Source organism: Rahnella sp. PD12R, from assembly GCF_019200965.1.
Lineage (GTDB): Bacteria > Pseudomonadota > Gammaproteobacteria > Enterobacterales > Enterobacteriaceae > Rahnella > Rahnella laticis.
In genome coordinates, this window is record NZ_JAHTMS010000009.1 from 206,608 (window position 1) to 224,346 (window position 17,739).

The following is a 17,739-nucleotide window of genomic DNA, read 5'->3' on the forward strand; positions in this document are numbered from 1 at the left end:
CCAGTGCACTGGTTATTTATACAGTATAATATTACCATTTCTTAACAAATTCCAATAAAAACTGAATGTTATTGTTTAACCAATAGCTTAGATGAATGTTTCGCCAGTCTTAGTCGTCATAAAATTCCTGCCAGTCCATAAGAGGGGGATGATGGATCACAACGTCACCAAAACTGATTTTGGCTCCCCGGGTTAATGCTTCCAGCTCCCATCTTTGAGCTTTGATATCGCTTTTCAGCAATTCCTGTTCAATCTGAGGCAATCGCGCCCGTTCTTCAGCCGTCAATCTTGCTGATGGGGCAACATCGCGCCCCTTTGTTGGGTCAAAACTTCGCTGCGCCTTGCTGACTCTCGGTGTTTCCTCCCTTATACGCGCCACAATCGCCCTCACGGCGGCTGTGTCTGTCCAGTCAATAACTCGCAGGCTGTCAGAATTAGACGCTGTAGGCGCGTTCCCAGCCTGGCTATCACGCCAATTTGTAGCCTGTTTCTTTCCACCTAACCCACAGTTATTGACAGGACTCCGAGGCGCGCCGTGGGCGCTTTTTGAGGTCAAAACCTCAACGTCAACGGCGGAAGAAACGATTCTCCATTGTGTTGTGCGGGTTTCATAAACGTGGGAGTCGCCGAGGTGAGGGGCAAAAATGCCCACAACCTTTTTCACCTCTTCATCGTAGGCATTCAGTTCATTAGCAACGCGACGTGCTACGCGCACCGTCTGATCTTCACGCGGTACATTAGCGCCGCCCTGGGCAGTCATGTACGCCATAAAATCACCGGCATCAGCAGCTGCGCGAACGGCTTCCACTTCTTCGTCAAAGGTTTCAGTCAGGCTGATGGAACGGATGCGGCGGCACTCACGGTATGAACCCATGGTAGGCAGGCCGATTGGATGAAACTGCGGAATACGCCAGGTAGCAGCCCAGGCAGTAACGGCGGCAGCGGAGTCTGTCAGCAACTCGCCTGTTTCGTGGTCGCGCTCGCCTTCCAGTGAGTAACCGTCGATATTCTTTGCAATGTATTTGGCGATGTAGCCAGCAGCGCCGCCACGGTTCAGGTGCTTACAGTCAAAGCGGTTTTTGGCTGCGCCGCGTTCGTCACCGTCTTCTTTCATGGCATATTTGCGCATGATGTCGATCACCTGCTGACGCATGGCAGGTTTAGTGAATAACATCATGTGCCAGTGCGGCGTCGCATCGTGGTGTGGTTCAACTACCCGCATACCGTAAACAGACAGACCGCTATCCTTGAACGCGGTGCGCATTTTGCTCCAGATCCCGCACAGATAACGCTGCGCATCTTTCGGGGTATAGGCTTCTTTGTCCCAGGCGTGATTTCGCTGAACGCGCTTTTTAACGCCCTTACCCACCATGCGGGTCGGGTGATATTTGGAAGGAGTGGTGATGGTCAGGAACATCCCGACGTCACCGTTTGTAGCGGCATATTTTTCGGTGCCGGCGATTGTGCTCATTAACTCCATGCGGCGGATTTCAGGGTTAGAAATACTCGCCATCACTTTGTCGATCAGACTGAAACGCTCGCCGGTTTCGATGTTTTCTAGGTCGCAGCTTTTCAGATAGTCGAGATTCGACAGACGGCGCGCACGTACTTCACGGATAGCCTGCTTACTTGCATACGGGGAAGCATCACGGTTCACTTTGCCGATGGCGATCAGCAAAGATTCACGCCAGCGGGTGCGCTGGCCTTTTAACTGGCGTAACCACCAGTCCGGATTAACCAGCCGCGACATTGCAGCGATAGCGGAAACTGCATCCAGCTTGCCTTTGCAATACCTTGTCCAATACGTCGGCGTGATATTGAAAGCCTGTGACATACCTGCAATTTCGCTGTACAGGTCGCGCTGGGTATCACTCTCAAAAAGAATCGAATTTTCCCCGTTGTACTGTGCAAGCAACTGATCGCAACGTTCTTCGTAAATCCCTTTCAGATGTCCGGCGATGTCCTGAGCGAACCGGCGCAACGGTTTATCGCCCATACTTGGCAGGCTGTGATAGGTGTCGGCCTCTGACATGAATTTCATGGAGGCTTTAACGTTCATCGCGTGAGCGGTATTGACCGCTTCGACGCGGGGAAGAATGCTGCGACCAAGGGTATAAATCAGGTATTTATTGGCGGCGTGAATGCCCTGTGTTTTCAGCAGATACGCATGGCGACCTGTGAATATTTCCCGCAGGTCGGTAGAGAGGTTTTTTACTCTGATTAAAACAGCTTGCCCCTGATCGTATTCATCACGGGTAAGCGGTCTTTCCAGGCCAGAAACGGCCTGGCGTGGTTTGTTCCAGGGAAACGCCCAGACTTTGGGCGTTTCAATTTGCGGAGTGAAGCGACTGGCCTGCATTACATGCCGTCTTTGATATCAATGACCAAATAGCCCGCATTGATACCGGCCAGGATGAGTAACGCCACAGAGAAAACGATCACTTATTGCCTATGTAATGTCTGGCGTTCAACTCAGCGAGTTCTTTGCAACAGACACAAAGCTCAACCCCTGGCAGAGCTGCACGGCGTTCCTCCGGTATCGGGCGGTCACAGTCGAAGCAGAACATTGCGGAAATGCCCGCAACAGTTGCGCGGGCGGCTTGGATTTGGGCGGAAAGAATGAGGTCAGCGCGTTCCTGGGCGGTGTCGATCACATCAGCCATTGTTACGCCTCCGATTCACTTTGGATTCGGTTAGCTTCAATGCGGAGTGCTTCTGCAGCTTCAATCCCAGTCATTTCACGTTTGAGGATAAAACTGGCAATCGCTTCCAGGCGGCCAGCAAATACCACCGCTCTATTAGCACGTTCTTCATTACGAGCAGTGTCGAGCATCAACGACAAATCAAGAACTGATGTGTAATAGTGTTCTGGTGAAGCTAAATCAATGCCCATAACTGGCAAACCAACAATATTTTGACGGGTGTTATCAATCATATTTGTCATGCAGAACTCCTGTTTTTGGGCAAACGAATGCCCGGCGAGTTGACGCCAATTAGTTTGAATACGGGTTAGTGTTTAATATTTATCTTGCAATCATCATCACTGATAAATTTCGGCAGTGATTCAGTTAAACCAAGCAAAGAATTTAGCGCCGCAACTACTTGATGCCTTTCCGTCGGCGTTAATTCAGCAAACTTCATCTCAAGATGGCGACGAGATAAGCCAGCATGAAAACAGATTGTTCTACGCATATGCAGCGGCTGAGTATCAAATGTTTCCTGCGCTACGTTCTTTCTGAATTCAAACATCTCTTTAATTCTGGAAAGATGTTTTTTGCCTATTTGAATATGTTCTTCATTCACTAAAGACATGATCACCTCAACTAAACAGACGCTTTAAAAGCGGTTTTGAATTTCTCACGGCCAGCGGGGCAGTGGCTTGTGACATTGAAGGGTTCCAACGCTTTCCACCTGGCAATTCAATGCAACCATGGCCGAAATGGCGAGAAGGACTTTGCTGTTTTAAAAATGGAGCAATAGAAACAGCCATATTCACATCAGCCCATTTGTCGTGACGCTTGCAATAGCACCAACTGCGGATGCCAGGGCTGGCGATGCCTGTACTCGGCCTTGAACAACTAAACCGATCAGCGATAGATGGCGAATACCGGCATTAACACCTTCGAGTAAGGACATACGACGCTGAGAGCTAACCGCACCACCTTTCACTGCATCAGCTGCAATAGAACCTACGGCGGCGGTTGCCTGTAATGCGTAGGTAGAAAGATTAGAAGTAGCAATCTCATTAACCGGAACTGACGGCAGGCAATTTATTTGTGCCAACATGCCATCGAGAAGGGTCGCGTCCTCAGTCAGGTCAGTGATTAAAAGAACTTCCTCACAAGTGAGTTTGTGGGGTTGTTCAGGGTTGAACTTATTGCGCAGGATTTGGGGTTTAGTTCCCATTAGCGCGGCAAGTTCGGTAAGGTTATGACGATTCACAAATGCCTTACATGCATCGTCAAAGTGAGCGTGTTTGGAAACGCGATAATCAAACATTGTTAGTCCCTGCTAGTTTGAATAATCTGACTCAACGATTTATGTAGCGGCACTTGATGGCTTGCTGACGGTTTTTCTCACGCCAGGCCTCAAGATTGATCAGGGCATTGCCATGACGTTCCATAATGACAGTTTGCATTTGACCTGTTTTTCGGTTTTTTCGTTGCTGTGTGATTGTGGTAGAAGGCGTGGGTGCAAGCAGGACTACGCCATTCGCGATCCATTTTTCGAGGACTGCGGAGCTGATGCCGTTAATTGCAGCAAAATCTTTTTTAGAGATTGTCGGGGAGTTAGCTAGTGTGGTCAGTTGCAAACTTATTGAGTTCACAATAGTTGCAGACAGAGCTGATTCTAAAGCCGGTAGCAACTGGGATACTACAGAGTTTAACAATTCCTTTGAAACGGCAGTCTTATCAACGGCTACTTGAATTGCATTCTGATGAGACATAAAGCAAAATCTCCTTTTAAGCAGTTTGAGTTCTACTGTGTAACATGTGGTGTGTTGTCACTTTAGAACGCTTTATTTGAACTGTAAATCTCTTTTAGCGATTTATTGGTAAAAAAAATGCGTCTAGAAAATGCTGTAGCGGCTGATGTGCTGGAAAGAATCCTTTCGGCATATGGGTTTACGATGCAAAAAGAACTGAGTGATAAGCTCGGCATTGCTAAGAGCAATGTTGCAAGTTGGCTTCAGCGTGGGCAGGTTCCAGGGAATGTGTTGGTGCAGTGTGCGCTTGATACCGGCGCGGATGTTCAATGGTTAGTGACTGGTATATTTGCAAATGCAAATAAAAGCATATCCCAGGTAGCGCCAAGACATTCATTACTCAATGGGCAGTCTTTGATTACGAAAATGCTGCAATCAGGTGGAAAACCTGCGCTACAGCGCATCCTGGAAGCTTATGGTTTCAAAACTCAGAAAGAGCTTAGTGAATATCTCGGAATCTCCACAGGAACCATAAGTACGTGGGTGCGTAGAGGATTTTTTCCTGGTGATGTCGTGATAACTTGCGCATTAGATACCGGTTATTCACTTGAATGGTTGGCTACTGGTGAAATAAATTCCTCATCACTGGAGAAGACTGCGCCTCCACAAATACCGATGATCAATAGGAAAATACTACTGGCTGGAAAGCTTGATGATGACGGTTTTTGTTACATCGATCAGTCATTTGTCCCTGACGGTGTGAATCTTAAAAACTTAAACTTTGTACGGAGTGGAAAATCGTCTTGGTTGATTGAAATGGGTGTGAACGAACTATCAAACGGATCTTGGCTGTTAGATATCGATGGGATATTAGATGTGTATGAAGTTTCTAGACGACCAGGTAATAAATTGAATATTACCGGTGCGAATAACGGTTTTGAATGCAAGGTTGAACAAGTTACAGCAAAGGGAATGGTAGTCGTTAAGCTAGAATTAAAAATATAAAGGAATGGTAATATATGGATGCAATATTGGATGTGTTGATAAAATATTATCTTCCAATCTTAGTAACAATAATATCCATTGTTACGCTATATAAAGGATGGGTATTCCCTTCTGATAGGTTTTTTGATCAAAGAGTGAAAATTAGTAAGTTTGTTCACGATCTTTATAAAATTTCTGGAGAGAAATATCTCAAGGATTTAAGCGTGGAATATGGATATTCAGCTTTAACTCGGGAAAGTTTTTTAACTACAGAGCAACGGAGGGCGCTGTTAAGTAGCGTTGATCCTATGAGTGATCTAGAGAGTTTTCGAAAATGTGGGAGTCTAATTACTATAAATCCCTTTCCATTTGGATTTATGTGGGTTGCCAAGAGGCATAATTATAAAAGTTATCGCCTTTTTGTAAAATTCATGATGTTAAATTTTTATTTTTCAGGAGCATTTCTCTTAATGCTTCCATTAACATACCCAGTTTCAGTTCCAGATAGTATTTTTATAAAATATACTAATTATAATCCGGCCGTTCAGGTTGGAGTTTGTGTATTTATTATTGTATATGGTGCCATTTGTGCAGGCTATGGTTTAAATGGTTTGTCTAGAATTGCTATCGCTGAAAAATTAAAAAATAAATACAGTCACTAGTGGGTAATTGCTGTTGTTAATAATGAGGTTAATTATCATGGCGAATAATTTTGAAATGACTTACTCAAATGAATTAAATGACTTTTGCCGGAAGTACATTATTATTGGTGAGAGACCTCTCACAATGGAAGATAAGGTGAATTTCCCTAAAAAATATGATGAAATTAAGCAATCGATATTTGAAGATCTTTTATTATTCGATGCAGTTAACTATAAGGTTCACGGTGAAAATATCGCGTTGGCGATACTAATTCATGAGATTGGACTCAGTGGTGTGGAGGATTTAATTGAAAAGGGGGCTTTAAATTTTACCTTGTGGACATCAATGATTGGTGTTTTTCAGGACAATCTTGATGGCGTTGACCCATTAGTTACTGGACGATTCAACAATCCGGTTCATTCAGATCCGGAAGAGTCTATAATTGCTGGACTTAACTTTATGAAAAACAAACTCAAAAGAAAAGATGCGAGGAATATTGTTAGAAAGCTACGCGATAACTATATCGTTCTCCCGAAAGGTATTGAAAATAATGTTAAATCTATGACAATGTCTGCCTTTGATAGTGGGAAGTTAGCAGTGCTTGGATTGAGTAACCAAGAAGTAGATATAAGAAAACTAAGTAAAAGCCAGAAGGATGTATTAGTAAAATGTGCAGGTGATTTGTTGGAATATAAATTTCTAATTGAAAGAAGAATCAACTTTAACGTATCAAAAAACTTGGGTTTATTATTTTCTGATTCCTTTGATAAAATTTCTAAGCTTAAGCGAAGAGATGTTTTTTCTGTGTTATCGGAAGTTGAGAATTTTCCAAATTTAAAAGAAGTAAGCACAATGATAAAAAACCCTCTCCAGGATGTTGTGAAAATAAGAAACAAAAGAACTTCAAGGAAATTTAGGAATTGGCTGACAGAGGTGGAAACTTCATGTGATATGAAAGATGTCTCTAAATATTACATTGATAGTATTGTTAATAGAAAAGGCTTCCTTGACACATTTCTTGGAAAAACAACTAAGAGCGTAACTATGATGAGTATCGGTGGATTGTCTGGAATGGCACTGGGCGGCCCTGTAGCAGCAATAGCTGGTTCTGTTGGTGGTATGATTCTTTCTCCCACTATTGATTTTGCACTTGATATGCTTGATGAATATCTCATCAGTGAGGTGACCAAGGGGTGGACTCCTCGAATGTTTTTTGACCATATGAATAAAATAAAGAGGTAATTAAATAAATATGACGATTTTTATTGTTGAGTACAGACTGCGTATTCTTTAGTTAAACGATGGTACCGACGCCATTTCATCGCCAGTTGATTGCATAACAACTTGATTTATAAGGTGTTTAAAAGTATTCGGTCTTTTTTTTACCTGTTGTTTAAATCAGTAAGTTACATCTCTTCATGCTTCTTCCGAACCTGCAAATCAGTGCTCTTAGCCGTAGCCTTTTCCCAGTGGATTTCGCCAGTCATTTAAGCAGTTTTGCCCGCGTCCAGGGTTGTTTGCCTGTGATTTGCGTGGCGAGATGTTCGATGAGCTGCTGCGTGGGTGCCTTCTTGCCAATGCTCATAAGGGACAGAGGAAGAATAAGAAGAATAACTAATGGAGTGAACGTGAAATAGCGCATGTCACGGCTGCGCTGTGTATATAAAAAGATTCCGCTGCAAAGACTGCCGAGGATTAAACCTGAGATCACTTCGCTGACGGAATGAGCATGCAGTGCGAGCCGGCTGATACCTACCATAATGGCAATGAAATACCCAACAGCAATCATCAGCCTGCGTCTGTCAGGCTGAAAACGTTGGCTTATCAGCCAGAGCATCACCGGCCATAAAGTGGCAGACATCGTGGTATGTCCGCTGAAGCCTGTAAAATTAAATGTACTGCTGCCAATACCCCAGGCGAGAAACAGTAGTTTTGAGATGCTCACTGCAAGACCCGAAATACCCAGAGTAATCAGCCAGATTAATGTCGTTGCCGGGCTGTCAGCCTTCCATAACATAAATAAAGCGAGGGTTATTCCGGTGGGTAAAATGAGCATACTGTCACCAAAATAGGTCAGGATATTCCAAAGCAAGACGTAGCCCTCGACGATAAATAATAAATTCTTCAGAAGAATCAATCGGAAAGTGTATCAGCAGAGGGTTTTTAACTAAAAGGGATTAGCTTCTCTCACTCCATTTTCAGACTGCAACCCGATTTTTTGACAGGATTACACGCTTTGTAAACCTGGTAATACAGTCCTAATTTATTGTATTACATGAAATAATTGTTATTTGTATTGCAGTTACAGAGTGACAGTTTTAACTTTGATATTCCGCCACAATGAGAGGAAAGGAAAATGAAAGCTGCTGTTGTCAATAAAGACCATTCTGTTGATGTCGTTGAGAAAACTCTGCGTGCATTGGAGCATGGTGAAGCACTTTTACAGATGGAGTGCTGTGGTGTTTGTCATACGGATTTACATGTAAAAAATGGGGATTTTGGTGACAAGACTGGCGTGATCCTTGGCCATGAAGGCATTGGTATCGTTAAGAAAATTGGTCCGGGTGTTACTGCGCTGAAAGTGGGTGATCGCGCGAGCGTCGCCTGGTTCTTCAAAGGCTGCGGACACTGCGAGTACTGTACCACCGGCAATGAAACACTCTGCCGTCAGGTTGTGAATGCGGGTTATACCGCTGACGGTGGTATGGCTGAAGAATGTATCGTTTCAGCTGATTATGCAGTGAAAGTGCCGGACGGTCTGGAATCTGCTGCAGCCAGCAGTGTGACTTGCGCAGGTGTCACAACGTATAAAGCTGTGAAAGTTTCAGGTATCCAGCCGGGTAAATGGATTGCTATTTATGGATTAGGTGGCCTGGGCAATCTGGCGTTGCAGTATGCCAAGAATGTGTTCAATGCAAAAGTTATCGCAATCGATGTGAACGATCTGCAATTAGAGTTTGCTGCCGAGATGGGCGCAGATCTGACCATCAATATGCTGAAAGACGATGCTGCAAAAATCATCCAGGAAAAAGTGGGTGGTGCTCACGCCGCCGTTGTCACGGCAACAGCGAAATCAGCATTTAACTCTGCCGTTGACGCCATGCGTGCCGGTGGGCGTATCGTCGCAGTGGGGCTGCCCCCTGAATCCATGAGTCTGAACATTCCGCGTCTGGTTCTGGACGGTATTCAGGTTGTAGGGTCACTGGTTGGTACGCGTGAAGATCTGGCGGAAGCATTCCAGTTTGCCGCAGAAGGTAAAGTCGTACCAAAAGTCACTAAACGTCCATTGGGCGATATCAATGCTATTTTCCGCGAAATGGAACAAGGCAAAATTAAAGGCAGAATGGTGATCGATTTTACGCATAAGTAAAATTCCCATCATGTGGGTGGCGCTGCTGGAAATATTTCGGCGTCACTCATGGCATATCATCGTGATGATGCCAGTGATTCTGCAGATAAAAAAAAGCCCGCTCGGGGCGGGCTGAAAGGGGTATTGCGAGGGTCTTACACACTATGAAGGACAGTTCATAGTGGACACAGGAGAAGGAATGTTTTCCTCGGGAATAAAGGTAACAAACCTAATGTCGATTTATGTCAAACCTGAGTAAGTTTACTCTGCAACATGTAACTCCCGCCGATACCGCTTTACATTGAACGTTAAAATCAAACTTTACTTTGGCCTGCGCTTGTTTTGTTTTTGCCGCTAGTCATTCATCGGCTAAATAACGCTCGGCGAGACGTGCCCAGTACGCCGCACCGAAATTCAGACTTTCATCATTAAAGTTGTAGGCAGGGTTATGGAGAACAGCGCTGTCGCCGTTTCCGAGGCGCAGGAAGCAGCCGGGTTTTTGTTGAAGGAAATACGCAAAATCTTCACTGCCGGAAATAGGGGCCAGATTTTCGACAACGTTCTCTTCACCGACCAGCTCTTTTGCAACCTCCAGTGCGAACGCCGTCTCTTTATCATGATTAACCAGCACCGGATATCCCGGTACATATTCAATCTCAGCACGTGCGCCATAACCTGCGGCATGGTTAGATACCAGCGTACGGATACGTTCCTCCAGTATTTTGCGCACACCTGCATCAAATGAACGAACGCTCATTTCAAGGCGGGCAGTTTCCGGGATCACGTTAGCCGCATGTCCTGAATGTAAAGAGCCGATGGTGACAACGGCGGTTTCATTGGGATCGATGTTTCGGGAAATAATGGATTGCAGCGCCACAACCAGACTGCTGGCGACCAGAATCGGATCAACGGTCATATGGGGGCGCGCAGCATGACCGCATTTGCCGTGGATCGTGATATTTACCGTATCGCAGGCCGCCATGAACGGGCCTGAGCGGAACATCATTTTTCCAACCGGATACCCGGGGTGATTGTGCAGGCCGTATACCGCGTCACAGGGAAAACGCTCGAACAATTGTTCGGCCAGCATACGTTCTGCGCCACTGTTGAAACCAATTTCTTCAGCGGGTTGGAAAATCAGGTTCACTGTGCCTGAGAAATTTTTGCTGCGTGCAAGTTGCTCGGCGGCTCCCAGCAGCATGGCGGTATGGCCATCGTGGCCGCAGGCGTGCATTTTCCCCGGTGACTGACTCGCATAACTGACACCTGTCAGTTCAGTGATGGGCAGGGCGTCCATATCTGCGCGAATGCCGATACTGCGTTTACCTGTCCCCAGAGTCATCGAACCGATAACCCCGTGACCACCGACGCCGGACGTGACTTTAAAGCCCAGAGACTGCAGCTTTTCAGCGACTAAAGCGGCAGTGTCGGATTCTTCATTAGAAAGCTCAGGATTCTGATGCAGGTGTTGACGAACTTCACGCAGCCCCGGAACAAGGTCGGCCACGTCAGCGATGGTGCAAAATGATTTATTATTCATTATGAGTATCTGTTTTTGCCTGGAAGATATCCGTCCTCAGGACCGGTGCCACGTCATTACAGGGAACAGAATGCAATGCGAAAACCCGGCTGGCAATCAATTAATCAGTAAGAAAACCGGGTTTTTGAAATTATGGAATGTTCAATTCAATCACGGTATGTAATTGATGTAACAAGCTAAAGTTTTTTACGCGATGTTGCGCAAGTAATGATTTTGACTCTGGACGCTCTGGTAGCATGTCTATACCGTTGTATTGCTTGTACCGGCACAGGCAGATTTTTATAAATATCAGGCAAATGCTATGCATCCGCCTGATATGACGTCTCAAGATAATGAAGGTGTCGGAGAGGAGATAAAGAGGATTAAGCGGGCATGTAGCTAATGGAATGCTCCAGAGAATCGCATTGGGAATCGATAAGCACATTCCAGATCCCTTTATAAGGGATGCCAACGTAGGCCGTATTTTGATCGTTAACCGTCAAAATATCGCCGAAACCTGAGTGGCGTCCATTTCGCTCAATATCATTTTCACACATCAGATGGATGTGGCATTTTTCTGAACAACGAATGACGACAGTGTCGCCACCAAACAGACTCAATCTGGCTCGAACGATAGGCATGACTTTCCCCCAATGAAGATAAAGCACCTGAAATACGCTGTAACCGAACACTGCCAGGTTTTACGTCACCCAGACCAGGAGTGATTTTGGTCACATAACGCTCTTTAACCTATAAAACCAGAGTAAAGCAGGGGGAATAATGACATTAATCAAAACTTGTAAGACTCTTCTGAAGATTAATTATTCGTCAGTCATGCAGCTGTAAATGAAAATGACCATACTTTTACCAATGCAGCGTGAATGTAGTTGCGCGGTTAATGACCGGTGAGAAATTAAATTGAATGGTAACATCCGAAGATTATCTTTCTATGCAGTGATGAAGTGTATTCATTCGTTACAGGGTAATAAATTAGCTGCTTTTTCTTTCGCAAGCTGACACCCTATAGGCGTATAGCATGTGCGTGCGCTTGAAATTGATTATTATCGGATTTTTTACCGTCTCACACGCGCACAATGCGGGTGATGAAAAAAACGTGCGCTACACTTTCTTATTTTCTCCAGTTATAAGGGCATCGGATGATTTGCTCCGAAAAATTCAAACATTTCAGAAACTTCAGCGCATTAGCCCTGGTTCTGAATGCGACTTTTAGCCTGCCGGTACACGCGGATGACTCGCAGTTACGGGCATGTGGCAATGCAAAAACGGCCAAAGACTGCCAGTTACCTTTTCAACAGGGGCTTTCGGCTGTTCAGGTAGGGTTATCACGTGAGCCACTATGGGGCTATCTTGATACCACCGGGCACATGGCAATCAAACCTGATTTCAGCGACGCGCGCGGATTTGTTAATGATCTCGCCGTTGTTAAAAAAGGCGATCAATACGGCTACATCGATAAGAAAGGCCACTGGGTCATTGAACCGCGTTTTACCCGCGCAACCGATTTCAATGCACGGGGTACGGCGCTGGTCGTCACGGATAATCGTCTGGCAATCATTGACCGCAAAGGTGCCGTTGTGAAAACGCTGCCGTTTGCTGTTTCTCTCGACACCCATGGTTTTGCGGACGGACAGGCGCTGGCAAGCGTCCAAACTCAGGTATCCCCGACGCTGTGGAATGCTGCAACCGATCGTTCCCTTTCCCTGCCTGACGATGTTATGGCGCTCGATCTGCCGCAGTCCGGTCTCATCCCTGCTAAAAAGCGTGATTCCGCAAATGACGGTTACTGGGGATATCTGGACGAAAACGGTGACTGGGCAATTGATCCGATGATCCTGAAAGCGCGCGATGAGCCTCAGCTCAGCGGCGACGTGGTTGCTGTCAAAATCAAAAACGTATGGAGTTTCGTTGATCGTCAGGGCGTTTCATTAAATAAAGAACAGTATAAATCTGTACGTCCTCTCTCCTCTGGTAGCTGGCTGGTTACCGGCAACGATAATTCCAGGCAGTTGCTCAGCAGCAAACTGGAAAAAGTGCAGGATATTCCTGCCGATCAGTCCGAAAATATTATCGTCTGGGGCAAGGCAACGCTGGGAACAGGCAGCAAAGGTATTGTCATTGTTGGGGCCGATAACCAGGTTGTCTCCCTTAAAATGAATAAACCTCAGTTCCTGCAACAGGGCAACCGCCTCTGGGTTATGCAGACTGAAGGTAAAACTCCGCAGGTTGTACAGGTATATGACAACAATGGCGTTGCATTACTCAATGATGCCACGCTCGCGGCGCTGAAAGATTATCAGGTGAAGCCACTGGGTACCTCGGTGCTGACCGATGATATCGCCACATTGCCGGAAGTCACTGCGGATGTAGCGCACACGCTGCCATGGGCGGTTCTTACGCCTGCCGATACCACAAAACCACCGGCAATTTTGACCTCGCAGGGGAACGTTCTCTCGGATCCTCAGTGGGCCGCTATCGATGGCGATGCGTCTCAGGCTCCGCTGATAGTCCATACCCAAACCCAAAAAGTGGGGGCGGTAGACGGCGCGGGTAAATGGGTTATTCAGCCGGTTTACCAGCAGATCAGCGCGTTTGCCGGTGACTACACCTGGGCTGTCGAAAACAGTAACAATACCGATACCAAACGGCTAATTGACCGCAATGGCAGCGCAACGGATGTGCCAGCAGATATCTTGCAAAACGCCCAGCGTCTTTCCGGCGGTCTGTTGTATTACACCGAAGGTGCTAATGATGCCCGTCGCTGGGGCTTATGGGATATTGCGAGCAAGAGTATTAAAGCAGCCCCTCAGTTTACTCAAATCGAATCCTTCAATGAGGGGTTCGCTCTGGCGAAAGCCGATGCCGGATGGGGTGTTATCGGCACCAACGGCGTATGGGCAATTGCGCCGGATTCAAGCCGCAGCGGGAAGTTGCAATATATCGGACAAGGCGTTTTCACCCTGTCAGATAACGATCAGCCAGGCGAACGCAGTGATCTTTCGAGTCATTACAGCCTGTACAGCGCAAACAGCGGTCAGGCAATCGCCGGGGATCTGCTGGCAAGACCACAATCCGTTGGGCAGGGGCATTGGCTGGTCCAGCCTTCCGAAGGGGGCGTAGCGCTGTTAGACAGCGCGGGTCGTTATCCTGTCAGCAAAGCCATTGCAGCTTCATCAAGCTCAGTGCAGGGCGATTGGGTAATGCTCAGTTTCTCTCCTCACTTTGGTGCCATTAACGCGCAGGGTGACTGGCAGATTCAGCCTTTTTACACGACAGAATTCAATTTCATTTCGCCACTGAACTGGAGCCGTGCCGTCAGCGACGGGCATACCACGCTGATTAACGATCACGGTGCTGTTCCGCTGGATGGTTTCGAGCAGGCTCAACCGTTGAATTCGCTGGTGCGTCTGACTATGAATGATGACGTGACTGGCGAAACGGTGCTGTATGACAATGACGGTAATGAGATCCAGCGTTTCGCCGGGCTCGACAGCTTGCAGGCAGATAAAGCCAGTGCCGGTGTTATCCCGTTACGCGACAGCAAAGGGCTTTATGGTTTCGTTGATCAACAAGGTAAGAAACTGATCGGTTCTTATTTTGATCAGGTTGGCGCTATGAATAATAACTTTGCCACAGCCATGAAGAAATCGACTTACGGCAATCTCTTTGGTTATATCAGCACGACCGGCCGTTTCGCTATCTTGCCTAAATTCGACTGGGCCGATAATTTCAGCGAGAAACACGCATGGGCAGGCGGCAAAGGTGTCGTCAGCTTGCTGAACGCGGAAGGTGCCGTTCAGGCGAAAATTCAGGTGCGTTGTAATCAGCGCGTAATCGTGGACGCAAAAGGCGCTTATCTCTGGCCTGCAAAAGCGCCTTCATGCGGTACCGGGGGTAATTAATGATTGTCAGCAAACCTTCAAGGCTACGGATAGCACTCCTTTGCGCATTGAATACCAGCAGCGCACTGGCCTTATTGACGCTGACAGCTTCTGCAAATGCGGCTGAACCTTCCGGTTGTTTTGCTCCGTTGCCTGCTTCGCAAAACGATGTACAACGGCGTAACGCGTTGCCGGTTGTTCAAAACCTGTGTATCCGTGATGTTCGTGAAGGGCGCGCGGCTGTGCTTTTACCGGCTGCTGACGCAGCCAGTGAGCGCTGGGGCTTTCTGGATAATCAGGGGCAACTGGTTATAAAACCTGTCTTTGAAGATGTCGGTGATTATCACTACGGCGTCGCAGCCGCTAAACAACAGGGAAAGTGGGGGTTTATTGATACCACCGGGAACTGGCTGATTCAGCCGGGTTTCGATGCGGTACAACCTTTCACTGAATCCGGTTTAGCCGTTGTAACGGTAGCCGGGAAATCGCAGATTATCGATCGTAAAGGCGCGCAGGTTGGAAAAGCGCTGGATTATTTAGTGGACGAGGCCATTCTAAGTAATGGACTTCCGGCACGTTTACAATTGTCGTTTAACAGCGTGCTGCTTTCCCCCGATGGTGTTCGCCATGTAGCAACAGACAAAATGGAAGTTGCTGAACCTTTTGGTACTCAGGGATTATTCATCGCCTTCGATGCCAGCAAAGGTTATGGCATCGTGGATGAAAATCTGAGCTGGCGCGTTGCACCACAGTACGCCGCAATTACTCTCGACCCGCGTAATCCGGCAGTGGCACTCGCGAAAAATTCCGACGGAATTACGCTAATTCGTGCAGACGGCATTCAGGATGAGCAAAAGTATTTATCAGTGAGTGAAGAAACCGGCGCTTTCTGGCTGGCGAAAACGGTTGATGGTGTGAAGTTACTGGATAACTCCGCCGTTGTGATAGCAACGTTTAGCGATTCTGATGCCGCCGCTCTGCGGGTTTCGGGGGACTATGTCCTTAACCCGACACCGAAAGAAAATCTCATCGTATTTGTTCCCGGCCGTAAACAACCTCTGACGTTGCCTGCCGCCAGCGAGCCGTGGGGGCAGACTACCGGTGAGTTTCTGGTGACCACCCGCGGTGAGCAGAAAAAAGTGAACGCGATTGTTGCGCCTTCAGGTGGAATGATTGGTGGTGCACAGAATGTCGGCTGGCTGGCGCAAATTTCCAGTGCGGAAGTGATCAATCACCGTCTGTGGCTGCGCAATGATCAGGGCGACGTCGTGAATGTTGTTGATGCGACCGGAAAGGCGTTGCTGAATCAGAAGACGATCAGCGCGCTTGAAAATAGCCGGATTGAACCGCTCAACGGTGGCGGTGATCACGTTACCCCGCAGTCGCCATTGGCTCTGATCCGCCCTGAGGCAGGGACCAGCAAAACAGGAGCTGGTTTCCTGAAACCGGACGGCTCTCTGCAAATTGATAACAAATGGCAGGATATTGAATCAGCGGACAGCAGCGAAGATATCGGGCAATTTATTGTCAGAACGGCCGATGGCACCGGCGTGATTGATGCGCAAGGGAAAGTGTTTATTCCTCTGACAGAAGACAACATATCTCCGTTTGTACAGGGCTACGCGCTGGATTATCTGGACGGCAAGCTGACGGCGCTCGACCATGCCGGTAAGCATTATAATTTGCCGGATGTGTTCGATCTGGAGTCGGTCGGTAACGGCTGGTTCCGTTACCACGAAACGGCAGCTGAAGGGGCATTGTGGGGAATTTACGATGCCATTAACCAGAAAATGGTCATTCAGCCTTCCTATCAGGATGTGGGTGATTATGCCAACAATCAGGTAGCTGTTCAGACGCCAAATGGCCTTTGGGGGATCCTTGACGGTCAGGGTAAAACCATGGTGGAAGCTAAATACGCCAAAGTTAAGCGCATCAATTCTGCTTTGTGGCTGCTGACACAACCGGCAACGGACGATCAGCCAGAGTCCGGTGTGATCGCAGAAATCATTGGCAATGATACGAAAACACGGATTGCGCCGACGGCCGGTCTGGCGGTAAATCAGTTCAGTGATGGTCGCATTCTGGCAACGTCTGCCGCCGGGCAATCCTGGCTTCTGGACGCCAAAGGCAATATCCAGCTTCATGAGCAGCAAACCCGAATCAGCGCACTGGGCGACTGGGTGAAACTATCCCGACAGCCGCAGGAAGGTTATTTATCTGCGCAAGGTGACTGGCAGATCCAACCTGCTATCGATACCCGGGGCTCCGCCTTTGCACAGGGGCGCGCATTGCGTACAACAGCTGCCGGATCTGAGCTGATTGACGACAAAGGTGCGCGTGTCGCCGCGATGCCTGAAGGGAAATGGAGCCTGCCTTTGGGCAGCACGTGGTCTGTTTCTTATGATCCGCAAAACAGTGAGGCCACAACACGCTATGTCGATAATACCGGAAAACTGGTTCTGACTGTGGCAGGTTTCGCCAGCCGTATGGTTGACGGACATGCTGTTCTCACACGTGCTGATGGCACAAAAACCTGGATTGACGGGCAGGGGAAAGCCGCTGACGCTGTCTCTTACGCCGATCTCGGTTTGCCTCATGACGGTCTGGCGTTCGCTAAAGCGGATACTACCTACGGCTTTGTGGATGCGCAGGGTAACTACGTGATCGCGCCTGTTTACAGCGCAGTTTCACCGTTTGACGGTGGGGTGGCGATTGTATCGACACCGGCAATGTCGATGATGATCGACAAGACTGGCAAGCCACTCGCACGCTTAGATAAAGAGTGCGGCATTTCTGTTTTATACGGCGCGGGCAGCTCGCGCCAGTGGCCACAGAAAATGCCGGATAATTGCAAACCCTGAGTCTGATGCTGGTGTTCAAAACCCGCTGCGGCGGGTTTTTTTGTGCTAATGTTTAACTG

16 protein-coding genes are annotated in these 17,739 nt (G+C 47.5%); 6 read left to right on the top strand and 10 right to left on the bottom strand.

Features of this window, described 5'->3' with window-relative positions:
- Window positions 1-109 precede the first annotated feature (109 nt).
- From KWG64_RS18555 to KWG64_RS18585, 7 genes are all read right to left on the bottom strand, one after another.
- Window positions 110-2,359 carry a replication endonuclease gene (locus KWG64_RS18555; protein WP_218522743.1) on the bottom strand — a complete coding sequence of 750 codons (2,250 nt, stop codon included), beginning with the start codon at window positions 2,357-2,359 and terminating at the stop codon, window positions 110-112.
- Window positions 2,360-2,438: 79 nt separating this feature from the next.
- Window positions 2,439-2,663, bottom strand: a complete 225-nt coding sequence (locus KWG64_RS18560; RefSeq protein ID WP_218522744.1) for a TraR/DksA C4-type zinc finger protein — start codon at window positions 2,661-2,663, stop codon at window positions 2,439-2,441.
- 2 nt (window positions 2,664-2,665) lie between these two features.
- A complete protein-coding gene (locus tag KWG64_RS18565) occupies window positions 2,666-2,944 on the bottom strand; it encodes a DUF2732 family protein (protein WP_255562227.1) in 279 nt (92 codons plus the stop codon).
- A 65-nt stretch (window positions 2,945-3,009) separates the two neighbouring features.
- Window positions 3,010-3,312, bottom strand: coding sequence for a hypothetical protein (locus KWG64_RS18570; RefSeq protein WP_121020104.1), 303 nt, complete (start codon window positions 3,310-3,312; stop codon window positions 3,010-3,012).
- A 7-nt stretch (window positions 3,313-3,319) separates the two neighbouring features.
- Window positions 3,320-3,490, bottom strand: coding sequence for a phage filamentation protein Fil family protein (locus KWG64_RS18575; RefSeq protein WP_218522745.1), 171 nt, complete (start codon window positions 3,488-3,490; stop codon window positions 3,320-3,322).
- Between the two features lie 2 nt (window positions 3,491-3,492).
- A complete protein-coding gene (locus tag KWG64_RS18580; protein ID WP_104922599.1) occupies window positions 3,493-3,999 on the bottom strand; it encodes a phage regulatory CII family protein in 507 nt (168 codons plus the stop codon).
- Between the two features lie 31 nt (window positions 4,000-4,030).
- On the bottom strand, window positions 4,031-4,447 hold the full coding sequence (locus KWG64_RS18585; protein WP_218522746.1) for a hypothetical protein: 417 nt from the start codon (window positions 4,445-4,447) through the stop codon (window positions 4,031-4,033).
- Window positions 4,448-4,564: 117 nt separating this feature from the next.
- Here KWG64_RS18585 and KWG64_RS18590 point away from each other — a divergent pair, with 117 nt between their 5' ends.
- The 3 genes from KWG64_RS18590 to KWG64_RS18600 are packed head-to-tail and all read left to right on the top strand — an operon-like array spanning window position 4,565 to window position 7,294.
- The gene (locus KWG64_RS18590) at window positions 4,565-5,431 is read left to right on the top strand and encodes a phage repressor protein CI (protein ID WP_218522747.1); all 867 of its coding nucleotides are present in this window, start codon (window positions 4,565-4,567) and stop codon (window positions 5,429-5,431) included.
- A 14-nt stretch (window positions 5,432-5,445) separates the two neighbouring features.
- The gene (locus KWG64_RS18595; RefSeq protein WP_218522748.1) at window positions 5,446-6,072 is read left to right on the top strand and encodes a hypothetical protein; all 627 of its coding nucleotides are present in this window, start codon (window positions 5,446-5,448) and stop codon (window positions 6,070-6,072) included.
- A gap of 37 nt (window positions 6,073-6,109) precedes the next feature.
- Window positions 6,110-7,294 (top strand): hypothetical protein, encoded by a 1,185-nt coding sequence (locus KWG64_RS18600; RefSeq protein WP_218522749.1) that lies wholly within the window; start codon window positions 6,110-6,112, stop codon window positions 7,292-7,294.
- Between the two features lie 241 nt (window positions 7,295-7,535).
- On the opposite strand, the gene KWG64_RS18605 is transcribed toward KWG64_RS18600, so the two are convergent.
- Complete coding sequence (locus KWG64_RS18605) at window positions 7,536-8,144, bottom strand: phosphatase PAP2 family protein (RefSeq protein WP_218522750.1); 609 nt, start codon at window positions 8,142-8,144, stop codon at window positions 7,536-7,538.
- A gap of 264 nt (window positions 8,145-8,408) precedes the next feature.
- Between KWG64_RS18605 and adhP the strand changes: the two genes are divergently transcribed.
- Window positions 8,409-9,422, top strand: coding sequence for an alcohol dehydrogenase AdhP (adhP, locus tag KWG64_RS18610; RefSeq protein ID WP_152325665.1), 1,014 nt, complete (start codon window positions 8,409-8,411; stop codon window positions 9,420-9,422).
- 337 nt (window positions 9,423-9,759) lie between these two features.
- Here adhP and KWG64_RS18615 read toward each other — a convergent pair whose 3' ends face one another.
- Window positions 9,760-10,941: a M20 aminoacylase family protein gene (locus KWG64_RS18615; protein WP_218522751.1), complete on the bottom strand. Its 1,182-nt coding sequence runs from the start codon at window positions 10,939-10,941 to the stop codon at window positions 9,760-9,762.
- 362 nt (window positions 10,942-11,303) lie between these two features.
- A complete protein-coding gene (locus tag KWG64_RS18620) occupies window positions 11,304-11,561 on the bottom strand; it encodes a DUF1883 domain-containing protein (protein ID WP_152325668.1) in 258 nt (85 codons plus the stop codon).
- 516 nt (window positions 11,562-12,077) lie between these two features.
- Between KWG64_RS18620 and KWG64_RS18625 the strand changes: the two genes are divergently transcribed.
- Window positions 12,078-14,840, top strand: a complete 2,763-nt coding sequence (locus tag KWG64_RS18625) for a WG repeat-containing protein (protein WP_218522752.1) — start codon at window positions 12,078-12,080, stop codon at window positions 14,838-14,840.
- Window positions 14,840-17,680, top strand: a complete 2,841-nt coding sequence (locus KWG64_RS18630; protein ID WP_218522753.1) for a WG repeat-containing protein — start codon at window positions 14,840-14,842, stop codon at window positions 17,678-17,680. Before KWG64_RS18625 ends, KWG64_RS18630 begins: the two co-directional genes overlap by 1 nt.
- The last annotated feature ends 59 nt before the right edge of the window (window positions 17,681-17,739 follow it).